Origin of the sequence: Winogradskyella epiphytica, from assembly GCF_003217215.1 — a bacterium.
Classification (GTDB): domain Bacteria; phylum Bacteroidota; class Bacteroidia; order Flavobacteriales; family Flavobacteriaceae; genus Winogradskyella; species Winogradskyella epiphytica.
The window spans coordinates 580,687-605,592 of sequence record NZ_QJTD01000002.1; the positions used below are offsets into that span (position 1 = coordinate 580,687).

General features: G+C 33.6%; 18 protein-coding genes. All 18 read right to left on the minus strand.

What is annotated here, in order from left to right; all coding sequences use genetic code 11:
• Nucleotides 1-78: 78 nt before the first annotated feature.
• Nucleotides 79-1,185: an ABC transporter permease gene (locus DFQ11_RS07815; protein ID WP_110475300.1), complete on the minus strand. Its 1,107-nt coding sequence runs from the start codon at nt 1,183-1,185 to the stop codon at nt 79-81.
• Between the two features lie 156 nt (nt 1,186-1,341).
• Nucleotides 1,342-2,070 carry an ABC transporter ATP-binding protein gene (locus DFQ11_RS07820; protein WP_072349358.1) on the minus strand — a complete coding sequence of 243 codons (729 nt, stop codon included), beginning with the start codon at nt 2,068-2,070 and terminating at the stop codon, nt 1,342-1,344.
• A 201-nt stretch (nt 2,071-2,271) separates the two neighbouring features.
• Nucleotides 2,272-3,174 carry an ABC transporter ATP-binding protein gene (locus DFQ11_RS07825; RefSeq protein ID WP_072349360.1) on the minus strand — a complete coding sequence of 301 codons (903 nt, stop codon included), beginning with the start codon at nt 3,172-3,174 and terminating at the stop codon, nt 2,272-2,274.
• A 6-nt stretch (nt 3,175-3,180) separates the two neighbouring features.
• Nucleotides 3,181-3,639, minus strand: a complete 459-nt coding sequence (locus DFQ11_RS07830) for an OsmC family protein (RefSeq protein WP_072349362.1) — start codon at nt 3,637-3,639, stop codon at nt 3,181-3,183.
• Nucleotides 3,640-3,657: 18 nt separating this feature from the next.
• Nucleotides 3,658-4,146, minus strand: a complete 489-nt coding sequence (locus tag DFQ11_RS07835) for a hypothetical protein (protein ID WP_072349364.1) — start codon at nt 4,144-4,146, stop codon at nt 3,658-3,660.
• A 19-nt stretch (nt 4,147-4,165) separates the two neighbouring features.
• Nucleotides 4,166-5,074 (minus strand): HlyD family secretion protein, encoded by a 909-nt coding sequence (locus DFQ11_RS07840; protein ID WP_110475301.1) that lies wholly within the window; start codon nt 5,072-5,074, stop codon nt 4,166-4,168.
• A 75-nt stretch (nt 5,075-5,149) separates the two neighbouring features.
• Nucleotides 5,150-6,400, minus strand: a complete 1,251-nt coding sequence (locus DFQ11_RS07845) for a TolC family protein (protein ID WP_110475302.1) — start codon at nt 6,398-6,400, stop codon at nt 5,150-5,152.
• A gap of 1 nt (nt 6,401) precedes the next feature.
• The gene (locus DFQ11_RS07850) at nt 6,402-7,016 is read right to left on the minus strand and encodes a TetR/AcrR family transcriptional regulator (RefSeq protein ID WP_072349369.1); all 615 of its coding nucleotides are present in this window, start codon (nt 7,014-7,016) and stop codon (nt 6,402-6,404) included.
• A gap of 81 nt (nt 7,017-7,097) precedes the next feature.
• A complete protein-coding gene (locus DFQ11_RS07855) occupies nt 7,098-7,394 on the minus strand; it encodes a hypothetical protein (RefSeq protein ID WP_110475303.1) in 297 nt (98 codons plus the stop codon).
• 15 nt (nt 7,395-7,409) lie between these two features.
• Nucleotides 7,410-8,486, minus strand: a complete 1,077-nt coding sequence (gene cydB, locus DFQ11_RS07860; RefSeq protein WP_072349373.1) for a cytochrome d ubiquinol oxidase subunit II — start codon at nt 8,484-8,486, stop codon at nt 7,410-7,412.
• Nucleotides 8,487-8,488: 2 nt separating this feature from the next.
• The gene (locus DFQ11_RS07865; RefSeq protein WP_072349375.1) at nt 8,489-9,823 is read right to left on the minus strand and encodes a cytochrome ubiquinol oxidase subunit I; all 1,335 of its coding nucleotides are present in this window, start codon (nt 9,821-9,823) and stop codon (nt 8,489-8,491) included.
• A 99-nt stretch (nt 9,824-9,922) separates the two neighbouring features.
• Nucleotides 9,923-11,266 (minus strand): MBL fold metallo-hydrolase, encoded by a 1,344-nt coding sequence (locus tag DFQ11_RS07870; RefSeq protein WP_110475304.1) that lies wholly within the window; start codon nt 11,264-11,266, stop codon nt 9,923-9,925.
• Between the two features lie 277 nt (nt 11,267-11,543).
• Nucleotides 11,544-11,732 (minus strand): hypothetical protein, encoded by a 189-nt coding sequence (locus DFQ11_RS07875; protein WP_229791253.1) that lies wholly within the window; start codon nt 11,730-11,732, stop codon nt 11,544-11,546.
• 125 nt (nt 11,733-11,857) lie between these two features.
• On the minus strand, nt 11,858-12,151 hold the full coding sequence (gene trxA / locus DFQ11_RS07880; protein WP_110475305.1) for a thioredoxin: 294 nt from the start codon (nt 12,149-12,151) through the stop codon (nt 11,858-11,860).
• A gap of 15 nt (nt 12,152-12,166) precedes the next feature.
• Nucleotides 12,167-13,198 carry a c-type heme family protein gene (locus tag DFQ11_RS07885; RefSeq protein ID WP_110475306.1) on the minus strand — a complete coding sequence of 344 codons (1,032 nt, stop codon included), beginning with the start codon at nt 13,196-13,198 and terminating at the stop codon, nt 12,167-12,169.
• 90 nt (nt 13,199-13,288) lie between these two features.
• Nucleotides 13,289-14,047: a 4'-phosphopantetheinyl transferase family protein gene (locus DFQ11_RS07890; RefSeq protein WP_158524990.1), complete on the minus strand. Its 759-nt coding sequence runs from the start codon at nt 14,045-14,047 to the stop codon at nt 13,289-13,291.
• Nucleotides 14,040-18,035, minus strand: coding sequence for a non-ribosomal peptide synthetase (locus tag DFQ11_RS07895; RefSeq protein WP_110475308.1), 3,996 nt, complete (start codon nt 18,033-18,035; stop codon nt 14,040-14,042). Before DFQ11_RS07895 ends, DFQ11_RS07890 begins: the two co-directional genes overlap by 8 nt.
• Before the next feature lie 53 nt (nt 18,036-18,088).
• Nucleotides 18,089-24,733, minus strand: coding sequence for a polyketide synthase (locus DFQ11_RS07900; RefSeq protein WP_110475309.1), 6,645 nt, complete (start codon nt 24,731-24,733; stop codon nt 18,089-18,091).
• Nucleotides 24,734-24,906 lie beyond the last annotated feature (173 nt).

Below are 24,906 nucleotides of genomic sequence, written 5' to 3' on the forward strand. Positions count from 1 at the left end.
ATTAAGAGAATAGAACCGAAAATAAAGACGCTTTAAGTACTATTTGGTCTTTTTTCTTTCATCTTTTTCTATTCTGTTTTATTCTAATCGTATTTTATATTTCTTCACACTTAATCCTATAAAAAACACGGTCATTCCTAATAAAATCAACGTTTCTTTCCAAATAAATTGTATTCCTACACCTTTCAACATAATTCCCTTAATGATAATGATAAACCACTTTGCTGGAATGATATTACTAATCACTTGTAATGGAATAGGCATACTTGATATTGGAAAAATAAATCCTGATAATAAAATTACAGGCAGCATAAGTCCCATTAAAGAAATCATCATAGCGGTTTGTTGGGTTGCCGAAATTGTTGAAATTAAGATTCCCAAAGCCAAAGATGTAATAATAAATAATACACTTTCTAATCCCAATAACAGTAAGCTTCCTTGTACTGGCATGTTAAATATGAAAATACTTAAAACTACAATTACAATAGCGTTAATAATAGACAAAAAGATATATGGAAACACTTTACCTACAATTACTTGAAAGGGTTTGATTGGCGAAACTAGAAGGATTTCCATAGTGCCTAATTCTTTTTCTCTAGTAATAGAAATAGAGGTCATCATGGCAGAAACCAACATTAAAATAATAGTCATTACCCCAGGAACAAACATATAAACACTCTTTAATTCTGGATTGTAAACCATGCGCGTTTCTGGAACTATTTGGTATACAAAAGTGATGTCTTTATTTAATTCTTTTTGATATTTTTGAAGAATCGCATTTATAAAATTACTAATGGTATTTGCTGTATTTGGATCTGTAGCATCTGTAATAATTTGAACAGTTGCTTTACTATCCTTAATGAGATTTTTACTGAAGTCTTTTTCGAAATTTAGAACTGCTTTTACTTTGCCTTTTTTAAAGATAGATTCAATATCAGATTCTTTTTCAATAATTTGTTTAATACTGAAGTATTCGGAAGCGGCTATTTTATTGATGATTTCTTTAGTAGTTGCATCTTTTGAATGATCTAAAATGGCAATATCTACATTATTGATTTCATTGGTAATAGCGAAACCAAAGAGTAAAATTTGAGCAATTGGCATTCCGAAGAGGATAAACAACGAACGTCTATCTCTAAAGATATGGTAAAACTCTTTTTTTATGAAGCCTATAAATCTTTTCATCTTTAGTGCCTGCAAAGGCAGGAATCTCATTTTAAGTTATAAATTATTATCATGCTGATTTCCCCTGATTCTTTTGTACTGTTACACAGAGCTGCACATAGAAAACACAGAGTTTTTAAACTGCAAACTGTGTGACTGCAACTGTAAACTCTTTTCTCATCCACGAGCCAATTTCAAAAACACATCATTCATATTCTCCACTTTAAACTGCTTTTTCAGCATTTTAGGGGTATCTAATGCCTCAATTTTACCATGAACCATAATAGAAACTCTGTCGCAATATTCTGCTTCGTCCATATAATGCGTGGTTACAAAAACGGTTGTTCCTTGATTGGCAGCTTTATAAATCATTTCCCAAAACTGTCGTCTCGTAATAGGATCTACGCCTCCTGTTGGTTCATCTAAAAACACAATTTTAGGATCATGAAGCAAAGACACAGAAAAGGATAGTTTTTGTTTCCAACCTAATGGTAAAGCGCCAACTAATTTATTAGCCACTTTTTCTAAGCCTAATTCTTCAATTAAAACTGCTGATTTCTCCTTTATTCGTTTTCTGGATAAGCCATAAATTCCACCAAAAAAAGCAATATTTTCTTTAACGGTTAAATCGTCATACAAAGCAAATTTCTGACTCATATAACCAATGTTTTTTTTGATTTCTTCGGGATGTGTATACACATCAAAACCTGCAACCGTAGCTTTACCAGATGTTGGATTAGAAATACCAATTAGCATTTTCATAGCGGTTGTTTTACCTGCTCCGTTTGCTCCAAGAAAGCCAAAAATTTCACCTTTTTCTACTTCAAAAGTAATAGCATTTACTGCTGCAAAATCTCCAAACATTTTGGTTAATCCTTCTACTTGTATTACTTTGTTGTTGCTCATTTCTATATTGCTGTTTTGTGAGTTCGAGTTGCGGCTTAAGCCGAAATATTGAAAACTTCTCGATACGGTTTTCTATCTAAAATCACTCGAAGTAACATACTTATTATTACCAATTCCCAAAATTTCGTGATTGAAACCATCTGGAAATTTTTAAACCTAACAGTCCCGACGTTTCGGGATAAAATCTGTTAGGTTACATTCTTATTTAGCCAATTCCATAAAGGTATCTTCAATGGTTGCTTCTGTTTTTTCAATTTCTATATGCAATAGATTTTTAGATTCTAAATAGGCAACCAAATCTGCAGGCTCAAAATCTTCTCTACTGTCTGTATAATGAATAAACTCGCCAAAAGGATACACACTATGATTATACTTGTATGCATTTAAGTTATTAATTAGCTGATACATATTGTTTGCACGCACATTATAAATTTGTTTTGGGTAATGCTTTACAATTGCTTCTGGTGTATCAATCTGCAGAATTTCTCCATCTTGAATCAGTGCTATTCTATCACATAAAGCAGCTTCATCCATATATGGTGTTGAAACTAGTATAGTGATGTCTTTTTCTTGCAATCTTTTTAGCATTTCCCAGAACTCCTTTCTAGAAACTGGGTCTACTCCTGTTGTTGGTTCATCTAAAAACAAAACTTTGGGTTTATGTATTAAAGCACAGCATAATGCCAACTTTTGCTTCATTCCTCCAGATAGCTTTCCTGCTCTACGGTCTTTAAAAGGTTCTATCTGTACATAGATATCTTTAATTAAATCATAGTTTTCTTCAATAGTAGTTCCAAAAATAGTAGCAAAAAACTCTAAATTTTCTTCTATTGTTAAATCTTGATAAAGTGAAAACTTCCCAGGCATGTACCCCACATGTTTTCTAATACTTTTATAATCATGCAGCACATCAAATCCGGCAACAGTTGCTGTGCCTTCATTTGCTATTAATAGCGTGGTTAAAATTCTAAACAAAGTTGTTTTTCCAGCGCCATCAGGCCCAATTAGTCCAAAAAGCTCACCTGGTTTTACCTCAAAAGAAATATCCTGTAAGGCTTTTACATTTTTATAAGATTTACTGATATGTTTAACAGAAATACCCACGTGTCTTTAGTTTTGAACAATTATTTTAGTTTCCATTGTAACTTTCGACTTTATGGAATTTGAAATTAAACAGGCTTTTTCAGATTTTTCTACAATACGTTCTGTACGATCTCTTTTAGACTCGTCTGTAATTACAACTTCTGGAAACAGTAAAATTTCACTCATTACAAATTTGCCATCTACTTTTTCTAAAACACCTTTTGAATCACATTTAAAGCTTACATAATCTAGCTTTGAATACTCTGCAATTGCTAAAAAAGTAGTCATTAAACAACTGCTTACCGCTGCTGTAAATAAATGTTCTGGCGACCAAATATTTGGCATACCTCCTGGAAATTCTGGAGGTGTTGCAACTTCTAAGCAATTAGACTCATTGGTTTCTTTATTATGAAGTTCTGGTGAACACATTACACCTTTACGGTCTTGTGTCCAACTAATATTAACATTATACGTGTGTTTTTCCATGATATTATATTATATAGATTACTGAAAATAAGTGCTATATGCATTCACATTCTCTTTGATACTTTTTTCTAATCTAGAAGCATCTTCAACAGTTTCTACTTTTAAAAGTGCATTAATTTTCTCAATTAATGGATGTAACCAAACGTGTAAATTATCGTGTGACGGACCTTCCATAGAGCAGTTTTTAACCACATAGTTTTTTTCATCATTTAGCTGTTGTGCTAATTTGTGAAACTCTTCTAAGGTACTTGCAGTATGAGTATTAATAGTGTTTTGAATTTTTTGAACACCTTCATTAGTAGTTTTATCTGCTTGCCATTTGCTACCATTATTTAATAGTATGTCGTTTGTCCAAGCATTTGCATAAACACTAGAAGCTTCATGCTCATGATGTTCATTATGTGTTTCTGTAGCATGTTCTACTGTTTCTGTTTTTGTGTCTTGCTGTTTATTGTCTTTACAGCTTACTATAGCCAAAAGGCTAAAAGTTAAAATTAGATGTTTCATTGTTTTTGGTTTTTATTTATTAATTATTATTGTTTTCTGAGTTATTTATCCATAATTCTGCAGGCATTCCTATTTTTAGACTTCCATCATTGGTAACATCTATTTTTGCTGCATACACTAAAGCAACTCGTTCTTCTTTTGTTTGAATTATTTTTGGTGTGAATTCTGCTTCCGAAGCAATCCAGCTTACCCTTCCTTTATAGGTTTTCATTGCATCTGCATCATCGATTTTAATAGTAACCTCCTGCCCTATTTTTATACTAGCTAACTGTGTTTCACTAATATAAACTCGTAATTGCATAGTACTTAAATCGGCAATTTTATACAGTGGTTTTCCAAAAGCGGTAATTTCATTTGGCTCGGCGTATTTAGTTAAAACCGTTCCTTTTATAGGATTTACAATTTTGCTTTTTTGGATTTGGTCATCTATTTGTTTTAATTGTACATCAATAGACTTTAATTCATTTACAACTGGTGCATTTTGAATTTCTACACTGGTTATTTGATTTTTAATAACATCTATTTCTCCAGAAATATCGTCTAGTTGCTTTTGAGTGCCAGCATTGTCTTTTATCAAGTTTTGAATTCGGTTTTTATTCGTGTTCGCTGTTTTTAATTTAGCGTTTAAAACATTAATTTGAGACAGCACTCCTTTAGATTTAGAACTAATCACGGCTTTAGAAACTTCTAGTTGCTCTCTTTTTAAAGCAAGTGGAATAGTATCAATATAGCCTATAAATTGTTCTTTGGTAAGCAAATCTCCTTCTTTAAGATCAAACTGTAAAAGTTTTCCGCTATTTTCGGCTGAAACAGTAATTTCTGTTGCTTCAAAATTACCGTAACCATCCGCTTTTCCATTGTCATTTCCGCAGGAGAAAAAGCTGGTTGCAAGGATGCTTAATCCTAATATATACTTGTGTTTTTTCATATTCTATTTATTTTTCCGCAGATTATTATTTACTCGTAATTTACTGCTCGTAACTGTAAAATTTGTTGAATTATTTTATTGCCCTTTAATAATATTATAATTTGCTTTTGCTAATTGTAACTGAATTTTATGTTTCAGCAAAGTGTTTTCGTCTTCGTATAAATTAGTGAGCTCTGTAATATATGCCGAAGAAGTTATCACGCCGTTCTTAAGTTGCGAATCTGCTGACTGAAGCACTTCTTTTCTAAGATTAATAATCTCTAAATCGGAAAGAATAAAGCCTTCAATTTTATCGATTTCCTTTTGTTGTTGATTTAATTTTATATTTGTATTTAACTTAAAAGTTTCGGCTTCTGTATCAATAATATCTTTATGAATTGCTAAGGATTGTCGTTGTTTTTTATTCGAATTCCAATCGAATACATTCCAATTCAATTTAATACCCACCGTATAAAAAGTTTGAAAAGAGTTATCTAGCATATTTAAACCAGGGTTACCATAACCTCCTGTTGCAAAACCTAATAATTTAGGTGCATTTTGCTTTGCTATTAAGCTTTCTGAACTTGCTATTTCTTCTTTTTTAAATTGAAATAATTCTAATTCTGGTCTGTTTAATTGACTTTCTAGAGGAACTTTTAATAATGGACTTTCAAATTGCGTAGAAAGATCTAATGGTTTATTTACTAAATCGGAAAGCGTTTCTATTAACACTATTTTATTGCTTAGTAACTCTTGAGACTGTTGTTTAATTTTTAATAATTCGGCTTCTAAAACTTTATCGGAAGCAGGTAAAAGTACTCCATGTTTAATTCCAGATTGCACTTCACTTAATTTAGATTGTAATTGTGCTTTTTTACTTTGTAATAACAACTCCGATTCTTGCGATAATAAAATAGAAAAATACAGTTGATTAATTTGTTGTTTTAGCTGATACAGGTTTACCTCAACTTGCTTTTGTTTAGTTTGTAATTGAGCAGATTTTACTTTTATGGAAGCATCTGTAATACCGCCATTATAAATTAATTGGTTTACAGAAAGTGTTGCACGATATTGGTCTTTGTTTAAGCCTTCTATATTAGAATTAGGAATAGGAACTTCTATCACATCCGATTGATAAGTAGCTTGCGCATCTACATATAATTGTGGCATTTTTGTATTTGCAAGAACCTCTGAGTCTAATTTATTTTGATCTTCTAATAGCTGTATTTGTTTTGCTAAAGGATAATTTTCTGTTACTAAACGATAACATTCCTCTAGTGTAATGCTTTGCTGGGCAACACTTGAAAATGTAACCATTGCAATAAGAATGATAAATATATTCTTCATTTTATGCGTTCTTTATAGAATTAATAATAAAACTAGAAACTTCTGTTTTCCGTTGTTCCACAAATGTTTTATAAGTTTTGTCGTCCTTGTCTGTAAACGCTTTTATTAATGGTTTTCCTAAGAAAGGAAAAATATTAAGCGCAATAATATTTACAAACAATTGATCGGCATCAATTGGTTTTATTAGTCCTTTACTAATTTCATCATCAACCTTTTCTTTGAATTTTTTAAGATTAGGAAATGCTGTGTTCTCTTTTATTTTCAGAATAAAATCTTCATTTCTGTTTAATTCTTGAATGATAAAATTTGGTAAATAAGGATGTTTCATCATAAAAGAAGTATAATCTTTTGTGAAGTTTTTAATTTTATCCTCTAAGGAAGAATCATCATTTAAAATTGCATTTAATTGTGGAGCTAATAAGGAAAATGCATTTTTAAAAACAGCTTCAAAAAGTAATTGTTTACTTCTATAATAATAATGAAGCATGGCTTTGTTAATTCCTGCTTTATCTGCTATTTCTTGCATTCGTGCGCCATCCATTCCTTTCGATTGAAATATATCTTTTGCGGCATCTAAAATTTGCTCTTCGGTATTTTCGTCTTTTGTTTTCTTCATTTTCAACTATGCGGTTTAACCATTTGGTTAACAAATGTACAAAAAATAATCAAACTCCAATCTGGTTTGATTATTTTTATATTATTTATTCATTTTATTATATATAAATCTAGTAAAAACAAGTCCTAAAACACCACCTAAAGCAGAAACTATTAAATTTATTGTTAATAAAAGACTATTAAAATCTCCATTATTCATAATAGACCAAGGATTAAAACCCAATCTTCCGAAAGATTTAATTAATAAAATACTTCCAAAAACACCAATTAATGTATTTCCTGTAAATCCAAAAGAATATTTGTTCTTAAAAAGCCCAAATAGGTTTGCAGCAATTATTCCTATAAAAATACTAATTAAAGAAATTAATGTTCCTGTCATGCGTTTTAAATTGGTTTAATGTTCGCCATAGCCAACATCGTCCATTTTTCCTTTAAAAACTTTATATTGAATCACCATATAAGCGGCAACCAAAACTGCAGCTATAACAAACCAGTACACGCCTACCTGTAATCCGTATTCATGTGCTGCAACATTATAAATAGTTAAATCTGGATTTATTGTATTAGTTGAAGGCAACATTTTAGGGAAAATAGATGCAACGGTAGAGGTTAATCCGCCAAATAAGAACAAGGATGAAAATAAAAATCCTTTACCATCTTTTTGGAAAGATTTTACTTTAAACAAACCAAATATACCAATAAAGGTAATTATTGGAAAAACCCAGAGCCAAGGATATTGTATAAAATTATGAAACGGTTTTGGTTCGATTATATGCCAAATTAACAAGGAAATTATTACCAAAGCTAATAGGACAAAATTTAGATTAAACACCACTTTTTTTAGTTTGGCATTTAATTTAGAATTGGTTTTGAAAATAATCCAATTAGCACCATGAATTGCCAAAGCTACCACTCCAATAACCCCTAGTAATAAGGTAAACCAATCTATAATTCCTAAATGTTCGGCTTGTGGGCTAAAAGTTGGATTCCAAAGAGGCAGAAAAAAATAATGTGGCTCGTGTGCCGAAACGCCATCTGTTACCATACCTAGATTAACGCCTCTTACTACATTTCCTAAAGCTATTCCAAAAAACAAGGCTAGAAGTAAACTTGCTATTCCAAAGGCTTTGTCCCAAATAGCTTCCCACATTTTATTTTGTACTTGTCCGCGTAACTCTAAACCAATAGCCCTAAAAATAAGCAACCATAAAATCATTATTAATGGTAAATAAAAGCCACTAAAGGAAGATGCATATAGTGTTGGAAACGCAAAAAACAACACACCTCCTACTGCAATTAGCCAAACTTCATTTGCGTCCCAAAATGGACCAATGGCATTTGTAATAGCTTTTTTATCTTTTTCTGTTTTTGCAAAAAACAGATGAATAATCCCTGCTCCAAAATCGTAACCATCTAAAATTACATAAATAGTTAGCATGGTCATTAATACGATATACCAAAATAATTCCATAGTTAGTTGAGTTTAGTTGTTTCAGGTCCTTTATTTATAATTTTTCCTGCAAGCATTAAAAATAACAGTCCTAATAAAAGATAAAGACCAATAAAGCCAAGCAAAGTGAAAAGTGTATTTCCAGAGGAAACAGTTGGTGAAATTCCGTCAGCAGTTCGTAAGAGATCATAAACTAGCCAAGGCTGTCTACCAAGTTCTGCAGTATACCATCCGGTTGTATTAGCAATATATGGAAATGGCAACATGAGCATAAGTATCCATAAAATCCACTTTGTTTTATATAGTTTTTTTCGGAATAATTGGATACTTGCAATTAGCATCAGAGCTATAAAAATAGTTCCCAAGCCTACCATAATGTGGTATGCGTAGTATAGACCAGGAATATTTGTAGGATAAACACTTTCATCAAACTCATTAAGTCCTTTTATTTCTGCATCCCAACTTTGATAGGTTAAAAAGCTTAATATATTAGGAACTGCAATTTTATTATCTAGTTTTTTATTTTCAACATCTGGTTGTCCTATTAAGATAATTTCAGAACCACCTTCTTCTGTTTCAAAAATTCCTTCCATGGCTGCAAAAGTTACAGGTTGATGTTCTGCTACATTTTTTGCCATCCAATCTCCTGTAGGAAAAGCAACTAAAATACTAGATATCAATCCGAAGATAACACCTGTTTTTACAAAGAGTTTTCCAAATTCACTATGTTTATTATTTAATAAGTAAAAAGCACCAACCGCAGCAACCACAAAGGAAGATGTAATTACAGAACCCATTTGGTTATGTAAAAATGCTGGCATTAACCAAGGGTTAGAAAATAATGCTCCAAAATTGTTGAGTACAAATCTGCCATTTTCTAATATTTCGTATCCTACTGGATATTGCATCCAGGAATGTGTGGCAATAATTAGATAACCACTAGCCCAAGAGCCTAAAAAGACTAAAAAACCAGTTAAGAAATGTAATTTTTGCCCAAGTAGTTTTTCACCAAACAGAAAGAGTCCTAAAAAGGAAGATTCTAGAAAAAAGGAAAACATGCCTTCCATGGCTAGAGTTTGACCAATAATTCCTCCCGTAAGCTCCGAGAACTTTGCCCAGTTTGTACCAAATTGAAACTCCATGGGTATTCCGGTAACGACTCCCATGGCAAAATTGAGTGCAAAAATTTTCATCCAGAATCTTGCTGCATCGTTGTACTTATCGATTTTTGTTCGGAGGAATTTCCACTTAAAATAGACTATCATTAAAGATAATCCCATTGTTAATTGCGGAAATAAATAGTGAAATGTGATAGTAAATGCAAACTGCATTCTATCATAAAATAGCATGTCTTCCATCTGTAAATTTTATTATATAAAAATACACAGTACTAATCTCTTACTATGTAACATATATTACAGAAAATTAAAAATAAAACCTCCACTTTATATTGGTGTTTATTTAAAGTTTTCTACAGCATCGCTTAAATCATAAACAGGAACTTTATTTGTTAAATTGGAAATAATACTACTACCAGTAGCACTTCTATAACCTCCTGCACAGTGTACCACGATAGGCTTATCTGTTGGTATGTTAGCTTCCGAATCTCTTAATTGATCTAATGGAATAGTGATGGCATCCTTAAAAAACATTTGCTCTTCTACTTCACTTTTATTTCTAACATCTACTATGGTGTATTTATTCTTGTTATTTTTAAAATCTTCTAGATTAAAAGGTTTTGAATCTGCAAAAGTTGCTTTTCCTAAGGTCATCATGCCTTTTAATTGCTTTTCGTAGCCTATTTTGGCTATTCGGCTTAAGACTTTCTCTCTGTCTTTTACAGAGTTTAAAACTACATAGAAAGGCTCTTCTGGTTTTACAATAGCACCTAACCAGGTTTCAAATTTATCGTCTTCTGTTTCTGCAATAATATTGATGCTTTTTGGTAAATGATTTTTATTATAGTCGTCTTGATTTCTAATATCTACTATTAAAGTTTCACTTACTTCTAGTTTATCTACCTGAAATTGGAAACTTGGTTTTGCAATACTTATTTCAAAATTATCGGCGCCTTCCTTATTTATATCTACATTATAGCCAAAGTAAGATGGTATAAAAGGTTGGTCTTTTAAAATATGTTCTATAAAATCTGCTTCCGATAAATTTTTAAACACCCAATTTTCTTTTCTTTCTCTCCCTAAGGTACTGGAAGGGTCGGTACTTAAATTTTTTCCACATAACGAGCCTGCTCCATGAGCTGGATAAATAATTGTACTATCTGGCAAATCATTAAATTTATTTTTAACAGTGTGGTACATGCTTTTTGCCAATTCTTCTCGCTTAGCTTTCATATTACCAGCTTTTTCTCTCAAGTCTGGTCTACCAACATCTCCAATAAATAAGGTGTCACCAGAAAACATCACGTGCTTATCCTTATCATCTTTCGCAATTATTGTAATACTATCAGGAGAATGACCCGGCGTATTTATGGCTTTAAACGAGATCTTACCCATTTTAAATGTATCGCCATCATCAAAAGTCTTATGCGGATAGCTTGCTCCTACAAGTTTACTTACATAAATATCTGCTCCTGTTTCTTTGTGTATTTGCAAATGACTACTTACAAAATCGGCATGAGGATGGGTTTCAAAAACGGCCACAATTTGTACATTATGCTTTTCTGCCAATTCGTAATAAGGCTGTACACTTCTCGAAGGATCCACTAAGGCCATTTTGCCGTCGCTTATTATAGCGTAAGAATAATGTGCTAAGGGTTCGTCTTTAAATTGTTTAATTGTCATGATTATATTCTTTAAATCAATTAATTTAAGTCTAACGGTAGAAATGAAACAAGTCTTTAGAAGAGCGATGATTTTTCAGTTCAGTTGACCTTTATAAATATACGAAACCAATTTTTAAAATTTTTATAATCAGTAATAATCCATAAAAACCAAATCGAGTAACTTCGATGGAGAAACAATTTCAATAATGCTGAGTATTACTTATTTCGTTTTACAGCATAAAAAAAGAGGACGCTTTGAATTAAAACATCCTCTATTTATCTATAATTTATTATCTCTATTTCTCTTCATTATTTTTATTAAGACTATCAGTCAGATCACTATGTTCTTCGGAGGCTTCTTTTTTGCCGCTCATCATAAAGTTAATCAAAATACCCACTAAGGTTATACAAACTAAGGCAAAGATGACAATCATAATCACTCCGTTTGTCCAACTATATAATGCAATGCTGTTTAGTATCATCATAATAAAAATGTTTGTGTTTAATAAATGTAAATATAATATGCGTGATTACAAACACATATGATATTTATCAGCATTTTATAACCTTAATCTACTAAACACAGAGAAACCTCTATTATTTATATAAATTAATGGGTGTTTATAATAGAAATGATATCATCTTTTTGAAGCACTCCAGATTGTCTCCAAACTTGTTTTCCATTTTTAAATAAAATCATCGTTGGAACTCCTCTAACTTGATACTTAGAAGCCAAAGACTGATTCTTATCAACGTCAATTTTTATAATCGACACATCGTCGCCTAATTTATCTTTTACATCTTTTAAAATAGGACTCATCATTTTACATGGTCCACACCATTCTGCAAAAAAATCAACTAAAACAGGTTTATCTTGATTTATTAGTTCTGAAAATTTACTCATACTTGATATTATTTTTTATTTATTGAAAGTTATACTCCATATACCTCTCACTTCATTAATATCGTAACCAATGGCTTTATCCATAGGATACAACCTTTTAATTCGTGCTAATGTTGAAGGGTTTATTCCATCATTAGGATTACCATGACATTGTAAACACATGGCATTGGTCGTAATTGGGTAATAAACTTTCACTTTGTTGTCTAATTCTTTCACTATTGGTTTTGCTTCTTCTCCATTTGCAACAACTTTCTTAAAGTTCTCCATATAAACTAGCTCATCAGCATTCGCTTTATTGTTGGGATTCCTAGGCTTATCCGTAACTCGTTTTATTGATGCATTATGCACTACGGACATACTATCTGTTAATGGATAAGCTTGTACATTACAAAAATCCAAAGCTTCCAATATTCCTTTTTTTTGAATAGTTTCCATTAAATTTTTACCTAAAACCTTTTTTGTAGATAATGTATATTTTAAACCACGCTCTCCATAAGGTAAATCTTGAAAATCATTTTGGGCTTGTTGCATGCCATGTTTTTTACCTTGACCATTCTCCTTTCCACTTCCTTTCCCATTTCCTTTATGATTCCCTTTTTTTTCATTAAAATGACCTTCGAACCATTCTGGTTGTTCAATGTCGTAATCATACATATATTCAGCAATTTGCGCAATAGTTTCTTCTGGATAATGTTGTTTTGGCATGATACCAAAACGTTTTACAGCTCCATGCATTTTTGCATTCGATTCAACTGGATTTTTTATCCATGCTTGCATCGCTTTTACAAATTCTTCTTTGGTTGTATTCTCACCTATATAATGTTTTTTAATCGCAATCATAGGAGGCCCTATTCTATCCTGATGGTCGGCTGTTGGACTATGACATACATAACAGTTGGTTTCCATTAACTTTTTACCTGGATGATTTTTATTGTCTACAACACTTAAGTTGTCAACACTACTATAAGAATCGTTATTTTTCTTACCTAATGTGCAGCTGGTAAAAACGATTGCTATAATAAAATAAATTATTACTGTCTTTCTCATTAGAAATTTGATTTCTATAAAGATACCAATCAGATATATTATAATAAGTAACTTATGTTACAATGGCTTATTGCGCAGGAAACCATTAATTTAAACAAGGAATTCTTCAGCGATAGGTGCTTCGTGGATATGTAAATTATGAAAATCATAAATAGGAGCACACACTGCCAATGAAGCTACATAATTCTCGCTAATATCGAAGCTGAGGACTCGTACAATATCATAACCAGCCATTAGATTTAATGGAACTGTATGGAGTTGATTTATCACCGGAATTTTAATCAAAGCATCGTCAATCCCTCGCCCTATAGCCTTTACGATTGCTTCCTTTCTTGTCCAGAATTTATAAAATGAGTGTCGTTTATTTTTTGATTCATGAATAAGTTTTATCTCTTCCTTAGAAAAAACAGTTGGTAAAATTTCAGTATAATTGAATTCGTTATCTATAAACTCGATATCTACACCAATTTCATATTTACTAATCGCAATTAGTGCAATATCTCCCGCATGAGACACGTTAAAATGTAAGGACTTATCGGATGGCAAATATGGCTTATGATTGGTATGTTTTTCCAAGGTAATTTTTGCAATATCTGCACCTGATTCTTCCGCTAATAGGTGTTTCAAAAGGCTACGACTAACGATAAATCTATTTTTATCTTTAGTTTGCCTATACCTCTCAGCGCGCTCTTTTTCGGCAATCGTTAATGAATTACTAAGGGCATCAATAACTTTGTAATAATCGGACAGTACAATTTTAAATAATTTCACGTCCGAATTCAACAAATTCCCTGCCGACTCTCCTTCCTGAATGACTTCCGAATTTCCGCAATATAATTTACTAGACACGATGTATATTCTTAGTATTCAACACTTCTTGGAGACTCTTGGCAAGCTCATCAACATGAGGTTTTTCAAACATATCTACATGGTTACCTGGTACCATATGCCTTCTTATACCTTTTGTACTCATCTTTCGCCATCCAAGATATTTGTGATCATGAACAAAGTTAACTTCTTCTTTGGCCCTAAATAAATCTATAACAATATCCTGAGGAATAATAGTATATCTCTCGGTAGCCTTATTGTGATTTTTCAACAGCTTAATAGGGACATTGAACTGTATTTCATATTGTTTCGCGTGGCCATGTTTTAGTCGTAAATAGAATCCTGAAAGTTGTAATTTGATCAATTCCTTTCTTCTTAAAAAGTTCTTCTTATTACTGAACATATTTAAGATAACATAACCAACTTTTCCAATAAGATATAAGGATGAAAGCACTTTTTTCTTAATCGGATTTTTATAGTAATACGATGGGAAAACATAGGTATCAAATTGAGCGAGTAGTGTGACCTCTTTACCTTTAGCTATTAATTGTCTTGCCATTTCAAAAGCCACAATACCTCCATAAGAAAAACCTCCTAAGGCATAAGGTCCTGTAGGATTTGATGCTTCAATTTCAGATATATAATCTGCAGCCATTTGATGAATAGAATCATGAGGTTCAGACACGCCATCTATTCCCCTTGATTGAAGCCCATAAACAGGTTGTTCTTTATCAAGTTTTTGTGCTAAATCATTAAACATTAATACATGATGATTAGCTCCATGAACAATATATAACGGAGGCTTTGAGCCTTCAGGCTTTAATGGAATTAAAGAGTCCCAAACAAAAAACTCACTATCCATGTATGCGGCTAATCCTTTTACAGTTGGGTGCTTAAGCAGTGCAACAAGAGGTACTCTATTTCCAGTTTCACTCTCAAGTCGAGCCATCACCTGAACCCCTACAATGGAATGTCCTCCAATCTCAAAAAAATCACTATTTACATCTATTTTTTCTATATCTAAACAATCTTCCCAAATAGAAGCTATTATCTTTTCGGATTCAGTAGTAGGTGCTGCAAATTCCTGCTTAGTTTTCTTAGTTGGAACATTTTGTAAGAGCGCTTTTCTATCGATTTTCCCACTTAATGTTTTAGGAAATTCATCAACAAAAATAAACTGATTAGGAATCATGTGTGTAGGTAGATAATTTTTTAGTTCTTCCTTCCAAAAACGCCCTTGATTTGAATTATCGTTACCTATATTTTGTGCAATCACATGAGCTATTAATTGATCATCATTAACTAATACTACTGATGAATCCACTCCCTTTAATGAATCTAAAGCCTGCTCTATTTCGCCCAACTCGATACGATGACCTCGTATTTTAACCTGTTGATCTATGCGTCCCAAACAATGGACATCACCCGAAGGAAGCAACTTGGCTAAATCTCCGGTTCGATATAAAACTGGCCCTAGCCTCGATTCAAATGGATTTTTAATAAATTTCTCGGTGGTTAAATCATCTCTTTTCCAATAGCCCTTTGCAACGCCATCTCCCGCAATACAAAGCTCCCCAGTTTTTCCTGATTCAACCAATTTACCTTGTTCATTTACAATATAAAATTGGGTGTTGGCCATTGGACGACCAATGGTTATTAAATCATCTGACTTAGAAATTTCTTTCATAGCAGACCAAATTGTCGTTTCTGTTGGCCCATACATGTTCCATAGTACATCTACCCTGTCCAAGATATTTTTAGCTAATACTATTGGAAGTGCTTCTCCGGTAGATATAGCTCTAATTGGAAGGTGTTCCTTCCATCCTGAATACATTAACATCTGCCAAGTTCCTGGCGTAGCCTGCATCACTGTTACGGCCTCTTCCTTCATCACATTGAGCAGCAAACGTGTATCTTTTGATGTTTCCTCATTAGTAACTATCAATTTAGCACCTGCTAAAAGAGGAGCAAATAGTTCTACCATGGCGATATCAAATGAAATCGTCGTGATTGAAATTAATACATCACTAGCTTTGATGCTCGGTTTATCTAATACACTAAATAATAGATTTACCAAGTTTTTATGTGAAATAGGAACACCTTTAGGTTTCCCTGTCGAACCAGATGTATAGAGCAAATAAGCGGTGTTATTGATGTCTATAGTTTCATTAAGTGGCGATTCTGGATAATCTTCAAGTTTTGAAAAGAGATCTTGTAAATGTATGATATTAATACCTGCTTCTAATGACGTAGATAATGCTTTAGTTGTAATCATGCATTTCGACTCAGAGTCTTCTAACATAAATTCCAAACGCTTAGAAGGATAAGTTGGATCTAAAGGCAGGTAGGCCGCACCACATTCCATAATTGCGATTAAGGTAATTATCATTTCGGTGGATCTCGGTAATGAAACGGCTACAAAATCACCATTCTTAACACCATGAGCTTTCAAGTAATGTGCTACTTGATGAACTTGCTTTGCTAAATCACTATAGGCTATTTGATCTTCCCCAAACTTAATTGCATTCTTTGATGGATTAATTTGAGCTTGTTTAAATAGTAATTCATGCAATGGTTCTTTTGGATAAGATTTTTCAGTAGTATTTAACTCTGAATAATCAGAAATATCAACTTTTATGATTTCCCCAATCTTCACATCAGGATTTGCTACTATGGTATCTAAAATTACCTGAAAAGTACGCATCATTTGCTTGATGGTACTTGGCTTAAATAAATTTGAGTTATAAGACCATTCTAAGATGAGATCCTTATCCGATCCCGTAGCGTTCATAAATATTTCAAAAGATTCATAGGCCCTCGGATTACTCCTCAATTCATAATCTAATCCTGAAAATGACACTGCAGAAGACATGCCCATGTCTATGTTAAATACCACTGGCACCAATGGTACTCGCGATGGGTCTCTAGCAATTGCTAATTTTTGCAATAATTGACCAAAACTTAACTGTTGATGATCATAAGCATCAAACAGCTCAGACTTGCGTTTTTTTAAATAGTCATTAAAGCTAATATTGGCATTTATTTTACTTCGAAGCGGTAATAAATTCACACAATGACCTATCATTTGGGTTTTTCCACTTGCCGCTTGGTCGGCTGAAGGAAGACCTAAAACCACATCATCCTGACCGGTTTGTGTATAAATAAATACCTCAAAGGCAGATAATAGTGTGGTCACCAAACTACACCCTGCTTTTATCCCTGTTTTTTTAAGAGCATTTACTAAATCAATTCCCATTGGCAGATCTAATCGCTCACTTTTGTAGGTTCTAAGCTTAGGTCTTGAAAAATCTGTGGGTAAAGTTAATTGTGGTACAGAATCGGCAAATTGATTTAACCAATAAGCTTCATTAACTTTATAATCACTACTATTTAAATACAGCTGTTGTTCATCTGCATAATCCCCAAAACTCTCTGCTTTAGGAAGCGTATGATCGCTATTATTAATAATTGCAGAATACATATTACCAAGTTCTTCAAGCATGATGCCTAAAGACCAGCCGTCACAAATAATATGATGCGCTGTAAGAACTAAATGATGCTCAGTCTCTGACAATTTAATTAGTCCCACTTTAAAAAGTGGTCCTTTAACTAAATCAAAAACATGATTGGCCTCACCTGATATATAATCTTTTATAGCTTCATTTTGTTCCGACTGGTTTAAATGAGATAAATCTTGTTGATCAACATCTATATGAAGATGTTTAAAAATAGACATAAAGCGACCATCTGTACTAAAAACTGAGCGTAAAGATTCATGTCGCTCTACCAACCCCACTACAGCTTTAAGTAGGGCCTCTTTATTAAGACGTCCTTTTAATACTAATGTAACAGATTCATTATAAGCTCTATTAGCATCTATATCTCCTATTTTACAGGAAATCCAAATTTCTGCCTGAGAAGGTGTTGTTAAGATGACCTTTTCTAGCTCTGGACCTGCAAAGGGATTTAAAGTAGGTTTACTTTCTGATTTGATGGTTGATTCATTCATCAATTTATAATCATTTTTTTATAAATTAAACATTCGCCATTATTAACGAAGACCTATAATTCTATTTTTTTATAAGCTCCGTCGCTCTTTTCATCTGCTATATACCAAGCGGGATTACCTTGCTCATCCATACCTAATCGTGCTCCCGGAACGGGTGGTTGATTCAATGCTTTCGAATTTGGCACACTCCCATTACCATTTGATACGTCAATCAATTCATTTCCGAATATCCCAACCTGAACAAGTTCTTCTACACAGTCAATAAAGGTTTTAATTAAATGAGTAACATCATCTTCTGAATAGGCTTCTGTCATATAGCATGGAAAGCCATCCCAAACATGAATTCCTTTATGGCGCATAAGCACGAAAAACAATTCTGAATAATGAATGTCTTCTAGTACTTTTAATCGCCATAACGATCTATAATAGGCAATTTCTAATGGAAGATTTTTAGATTTGAAGTACGCCGTTAATTCAGACGCAAAACGATCTGTTTTTTTTGCCAACTCATCTTGAAGTTTCACCCCTTTTTCTTTCATATATAAGAGTGATGCTTTAGTTGAAGCTAAGGCTAATGGATGACGAACGAATGTCCCTGCAAAATAAGTAACTCCTGCTTCTGGGAAAGAATCATCACCATACTGCCAAAATCCGCCATCTAAGGCATCCATACATTTCTTATTACCTATAATTGCTCCGATAGAAATTCCACCTCCTATAACTTTTCCGTAAGTTGCTAAATCTGCTTTAACACCAAACAAAGCCTGTGCTCCGCCAGGATGCATTCTAAAACCAGTAATAATTTCATCAAAAATTAATACAGACTCAGATGCTTTAGTAATTTTCCTAACCTCTTTTAAAAACTCTATTGGTCTAAACTCTGGTCGTCTACTTTGAACAGGTTCCACAAGAACGGCTGCTATATCATTGGCTCGCTCCTTTATAATTGCTAAACTTTCTTCAGTTCCATAATCTAATATGAGCATATTCTGAACGGCTTCTGGTAAAATACCTGAAGCAGCTGGAAAAGACTTTAATTTTCGTGACCCTCTTACAATAACCTCATCATTAATACCGTGATAAGATCTCGAGAATGCCACAATTAATGATCGTCCTGTGACTGTTCGCGCAATACGCATTGCTCCTAGCACGGCTTCTGACCCTGTATTACACAATGCAGCTCTCTCGTGACCAGTGAACTCACAAAGTAATTCACAAACCTCTCCCGCCAATGGATGTTGAGGTCCAACTTCAAAACCTAGCTCTACTTGCTTATGTATTGCTTCTTTAATAAAATCAGGCTGATGCCCAAATAAACAGGCACCAAATCCATTTAAAGTATCAAGGTATTCGTTCCCATCTATATCCCAAAGGCGATTGCCCGAGGATTTTTCAACTACAATCGGGTAAATAAGTTCTTTTGTTTCAGGTTTGAATCCCGAAACTACTCTTGGGTCCGACATGTGTTTACGGTGTTTTTGTGTATATGCCTTACTTCCTGCTGTCTTCTTATTATAATTAAGGACAAGATTATCTAAAAACTCTTTTTGATTCGTATTTAACCCTGTGGCCTTTTTTTCAATACGAGGTGATGCTCCAAAGGGTTTTTGATGCTCCTTTTTTTCATCTTCAGATAAATCATCTGTTACTGAATTCACAGGAGCTTGTGTCATTATGGGCTGATGCTCTTGAGCCGTCACAGTAGGAGCCGCTGTATTACTCGTTCCTTGCAACAATTCCATTTGTTTTCCTAAAAGCTGTAATTGCTGTGCAATTAGACCTAAAGCGGTATTTTGATTAGGATTATTTACAGTATTTACGGATGGTTGAACTAGTTGTTGGTTTGACGTACTCGTCACTGTATTTTGAATAGGGTTCTGAGTCTGAACATGATTTACAGCTGGTTCCGGTGCATAGACCTCTTTAGGCAATACCTTATCAATATGGTCCGCTAATAAGTTAGGTGACCCAAACTCATCATTTAACTGTCTAAATGTGATTGGTGTATTAAATTCTTTTTTAAAAGTAATGGCCATTTGTGTTAAGACTAATGAATCTAAGCCAAGTTCTAGAAAACTTTGACCATAATCACTAGCTTCTATTTCTACTCCGGAGTTCTCTTCAATTATCTCTGATATTTTATTAAGAATAATAGGCTTTCTCATAAATTTTGTATTGGTATTTAGTACAGGATCGGTGCTTTGACCTGCAATTTGTGTTTTATTAATTTCCTGATTATTTTGAATAAGTTTTTTATTAATTGGGTCTACCCAACAAGGTTTGCGATCAAAAACATAAGATGGCAACCACAGCCTTTGACGTTTTTGATCACCATAAAAAGAGTCCCAATCAGGTTCAACACCATGCAACCATAAGTCTCCTAACGCAGTCAAAATAGTGTGATAGGCATTTTCATTGTCTTTAGGAAAAGTTAAACTAGAAATTGAGGCTAGTGATTTTAAACCTTTCTTTTGCATTGACAAGGTTGTTAGAGCTCTACCTGGCCCTACCTCCAATAATACAGGGTCTTCTAAACCTAAAACGGTATCCATCGCTCCCGAAAAATTCACAGTAGCTCTTAAATGGTTTGCCCAATATGTAGAACTAGTCGATTCCGCATCAGTCAAATAATCTCCCGTCACCGTAGAAACAATTGGTAATCGTGGAATATTTAGTTGCAGTTTTTTTACTTCGGTTTCAAAGATATCTAATACAGGATCCATCATCGTAGAATGAAACGCATGACTTGTTAGTAAAAGCTTATTTGCAATGCCTGCAGCCTCTAATTCTTTAGCGAAACGTTCAACATCCTGATCAGTACCTGAAACAACAATCAAATTATCAGAATTAATTGCTGCAATTGAAAGATTTTCAGGAATTAACTTTTGAAGCTCATCGATTGTGGTTCTTACCGATAACATACTGCCCCCAGGTAAGTCACTCACAAGTTGTCCTCTAATTGTAATGAGACGTAAAGCATCTTCTAATGTAAATACTCCAGCTAGATGTGCTGCTACAAATTCACCAATACTATGTCCACATACTAAAGTCGGTTTTATTCCCCAACTCATCCATAGTTGAGATAAAGCGTACTCAATTACAAATAATGACGGTTGTGTGTATTTGGTATCTTTTAATTGAAGCTCAGTTTCAGGTGAATTTTCATCAGGAAAAATTATTTGTCTAATATCCTTTTTTAAAATTGAAGTTAAAAACTCAGCACAATGATCTACAGCATCTCTAAATACTTTTTCTCCATCATAAAGGGATTTACCCATCTGTAAATACTGAGAACCCTGTCCTGGAAATAAAAAAGCTAATTCGCCTGGTACAATTTTTAATGAATTTGTTTTAACACCTTTATTTTCTGAAGACAACAACTTCTCACTTGCCTCAGGTGTATTGCCAGCGATTACAAACCCTCTATGTGTAAATAAATCTCTAGTCTTAATTAATGAATGTGCAACATCGGCCAAATTATATGCGTTAGACGATTTTAAGAAATCCCCTAATGCCGCTTGATAACCGACTAAACTATTTTCCTTTTTAGCAGACCAGGTTAGAAGTTGAACTGGACGGCCTTCATCAGACTTAAGTTGTTTATTTTCGTATTCTTCGACAATAATATGAACGTTTGTTCCACCAACACCAAAAGAACTGATTCCGGCTTTTCTCGTTCCTTTTGAGTTCCACGGCGATAATTTATTATTAACGTAGAATGGGCTATTTTCAAAATCTATAGATGGATTTGGTCGCTCATAACCTAATGACGCTGGAATCTCTCGATTTTTTAGTGACAATATAGTTTTTATGAATCCTGTTACACCAGCCGCTGCGGTTAAATGTCCCATATTACTTTTTATAGAACCTATGGCACAATAGCCATTTTCAGCCTGCTTTCCAAAAGCCATTTGCAAACCCTCAAGCTCAATTGGATCACCAACAGGCGTTGCCGTACCATGCGTTTCTATATAACTAATCTCTGAAGGATCAATATTCGCATCAAATAAGGCATTGGCGATAGCACCAGCTTGCCCTTCAGCACTTGGAGCCGTAAAACTACCTTTATTCCCGCCATCATTATTAATACCAATTCCTTTAATAACCCCATAAATAATATCTCCATCTGCCTTCGCATCTTCTAAATTCTTAAGAAGCACGACGCCCGCTCCATCACTAAAAACAGTTCCTTTTCCGTTTTCGTCAAATGATCTACAATGACCATCAGGACTCATCATTGAACCTTCTTGGTATAAATGACCACTGAATATAGGTGTCGTTATACTAGAGCCACCAGCCAAAGCAACATCGCAACGGCCTTGTCTAATAGCATCAGTTGCTTCGGCTATTGCAAGTAGTGACGTAGAACATGCCGAATGAACACTAACAGCGGGTCCGTTAAGATTTAAATGATAAGCGGTTCTAGAGGATATATAATCTTTTTCGTTAACCGTATTCGCTTGAAAACCACCAATTCGATCTATTATATCTTTATTTGGAAGAATATTGTTTTTATAATACGTGTTGGTACCTGTTCCTGCATATACCCCAATAGTTCCATCATAATGCGTAGGAAGGTGTCCGGAATGCTCTAAGGCTTCCCATGCTATTTCTAAAAATAGCCTCTGTTGGGGATCCATAGCTTCTGCGACCTTAGGATTTAATCCGAAAAAAGAAGCATCAAATTCTTTAACAGAAGGCACCACTCCTCGTGCTCCCACATATAAAGGATCGTTACGTAAACTTTCAGGGATTGCAGGGTCTAATTCTTCAGGTGTAAAAAAAGAAATTGTCTCTTTACCTTCTCTTAAAACACTCCATAATTCTTGTATGGATTTAGCTCCCGGAAAACGGCCAGCCATTCCTATTACGGCTACATCTGAAGAGGAATTACTTCTTTTACGAGCAACATTAACTTTTGATTTATTTTCTTTTTTGGGTTCTAAATAGCTCGACAATTCTGAAATTGTTGGATGCTGATATAGTTTTATAATTGGTATCTCATAATTGTAAGTTCGTCGTAAAGTGGCCACCGTTTTTTGTGCCAATAATGACGTACCTCCCATTTCAAAAAAGTTATCTAAAACACCTATTTCAGGTACACGTAATAATTCGGCCCAAACTTTGGCTAAATCCTTCTGAATTTTAGTGGTAGGCTTTTTTAATAATGGTGCATTACTTGGTCTACTATATTCTGGAAGTGGTAAGTTTTTCTTATCAATTTTACCACTCGTTGTTTTTGAAAAGTCCTTAACCCATACATAATGTGAAGGCACCATATATTCAGGAAGAACAGCACTAACTTGTACTCTAAATTCTGAGTTGTCTATTGGTGGCTTATCTGATTGTAAATACGCAATTAACTGAGCTTGATCAGAAAAATGCTTACTTGCTATAACCACAGCTTGTTGAATATTAGGTAACTTATTAAGTGCTAATTCAACTTCACCTAATTCAATTCTATGGCCGCTAATTTTAACCTGATCATCTTCTCTTCCTAAAAATTCGATATTACCATCAGGCAAAATTCGAGCGATATCACCAGTGCGATACATTCTAATAGCTCCAAGGTTTGGTAATTGTATAAATGTAAACTTTTCCTTGGTCAATTCCTCGTTTCCTACATAACCTTCAGCAAGGCATAAACCAGAAATACACAGTTCTCCAAGTTCGCCTTCAGGTACTGGTTTCTGATCCTTATCAAGAATATGCATCTTTACGTTATCAATAGGTTTTCCTATGGTTGGTAAAGCTGGCCAATTATCCGGATCGCCTTCAAGTCTTAATTCTGTCACTACATGACATTCTGTAGGTCCATATTGATTATATAAATTACAAGCCTTCAGAGTTTTGAAAAATGTTCGTAATTGATTCGTCGTTTTTAACTGTTCTCCTGCCGTCATAACCTCCTTTAAACTCGAAGGAAAAACATCTAAACTAATAGCAGCTTCGGCTAGGGCCTGTAGTGCTACAAATGGAAGAAATAATCTATTTATAGAATGCTTCTCAATCAGTCTAATTAGCGCGAACATATCTAAACGCTGATCTTCCGTTATTAATACAAGTGTTCCTCCCGTACTTAGAGTAGACATAATTTCTTGAAAAGAAACATCGAAACTTAAAGGTGCAAATTGTAAGGTCCTTGAACCATTTTTACAAATTGATTTTTCACTCTGCCATTTTAGGAGATTTAACATTGCCTTCTCACCCATACAGACACCTTTTGGTTCACCTGTGGATCCTGAAGTATATAAAATGTAAGTCGGCAAATTTTGTGAAGAAGATTCTATAAATTCACCATTTAAGGACTGTTCAAACTCTCTACCTTTTAGTGGTTTCAGACCATTTTCGGTAAGCTTTTCTTCATCGTTATTTGTTGTGAGACAATATTTGAGATTAGAATTACTAATAATTCTTGCAAGTCTCTGTTTTGGATAACTAAAATCGATAGGGACATAAGCTTTACCAGCTTTTAATGTTGCTAATAAAAAAATTATCTGCTCGGCACACCTAGTGGTTGGTACCCCGATATTTTTTTCATCCTTAGCACTCCTTACAATCTCGGCATAAACTTTAGAAACCTCCTGCTCTGTTTGTTTATAAGTAAGACTTTTTGTTTCAGTAATAATACAATCTTCGTCTGGATATAATTTCACAGCCTCCTTGAATAGCAAATAAATTTGATTTGGGCTATACATTTTCCTCTAATTTAATTAAATGTGCTTTCAAACCTATTCAATTTCCATGAATTATTAAAGACTAAACCACTAGAAATGAGGTTTATCCTAATTTAATACAAAAAAACTGAATAAGCTCAAAAACGAATTGGTTACAAAAGCTTATAAGGGGGGATTTTTAAACCAATTTAGAA

Coding starts and splice junctions, on each gene's coding strand:
- DFQ11_RS07815 (WP_110475300.1), bottom strand. CDS start 1,185: ATGAAAAGATTTATAGGCTTCATAAAAAAAGAGTTTTACCATATCTTT.
- DFQ11_RS07820 (WP_072349358.1), bottom strand. CDS start 2,070: ATGAGCAACAACAAAGTAATACAAGTAGAAGGATTAACCAAAATGTTT.
- DFQ11_RS07830 (WP_072349362.1), bottom strand. CDS start 3,639: ATGGAAAAACACACGTATAATGTTAATATTAGTTGGACACAAGACCGT.
- DFQ11_RS07835 (WP_072349364.1), bottom strand. CDS start 4,146: ATGAAACATCTAATTTTAACTTTTAGCCTTTTGGCTATAGTAAGCTGT.
- DFQ11_RS07840 (WP_110475301.1), bottom strand. CDS start 5,074: ATGAAAAAACACAAGTATATATTAGGATTAAGCATCCTTGCAACCAGC.
- DFQ11_RS07845 (WP_110475302.1), bottom strand. CDS start 6,400: ATGAAGAATATATTTATCATTCTTATTGCAATGGTTACATTTTCAAGT.
- DFQ11_RS07850 (WP_072349369.1), bottom strand. CDS start 7,016: ATGAAGAAAACAAAAGACGAAAATACCGAAGAGCAAATTTTAGATGCC.
- DFQ11_RS07855 (WP_110475303.1), bottom strand. CDS start 7,394: ATGACAGGAACATTAATTTCTTTAATTAGTATTTTTATAGGAATAATT.
- cydB (WP_072349373.1), bottom strand. CDS start 8,486: ATGGAATTATTTTGGTATATCGTATTAATGACCATGCTAACTATTTAT.
- DFQ11_RS07865 (WP_072349375.1), bottom strand. CDS start 9,823: ATGGAAGACATGCTATTTTATGATAGAATGCAGTTTGCATTTACTATC.
- DFQ11_RS07870 (WP_110475304.1), bottom strand. CDS start 11,266: ATGACAATTAAACAATTTAAAGACGAACCCTTAGCACATTATTCTTAC.
- DFQ11_RS07875 (WP_229791253.1), bottom strand. CDS start 11,732: ATGATGATACTAAACAGCATTGCATTATATAGTTGGACAAACGGAGTG.
- trxA (WP_110475305.1), bottom strand. CDS start 12,151: ATGAGTAAATTTTCAGAACTAATAAATCAAGATAAACCTGTTTTAGTT.
- DFQ11_RS07885 (WP_110475306.1), bottom strand. CDS start 13,198: ATGAGAAAGACAGTAATAATTTATTTTATTATAGCAATCGTTTTTACC.
- DFQ11_RS07895 (WP_110475308.1), bottom strand. CDS start 18,035: ATGAATGAATCAACCATCAAATCAGAAAGTAAACCTACTTTAAATCCC.
- DFQ11_RS07900 (WP_110475309.1), bottom strand. CDS start 24,733: ATGTATAGCCCAAATCAAATTTATTTGCTATTCAAGGAGGCTGTGAAA.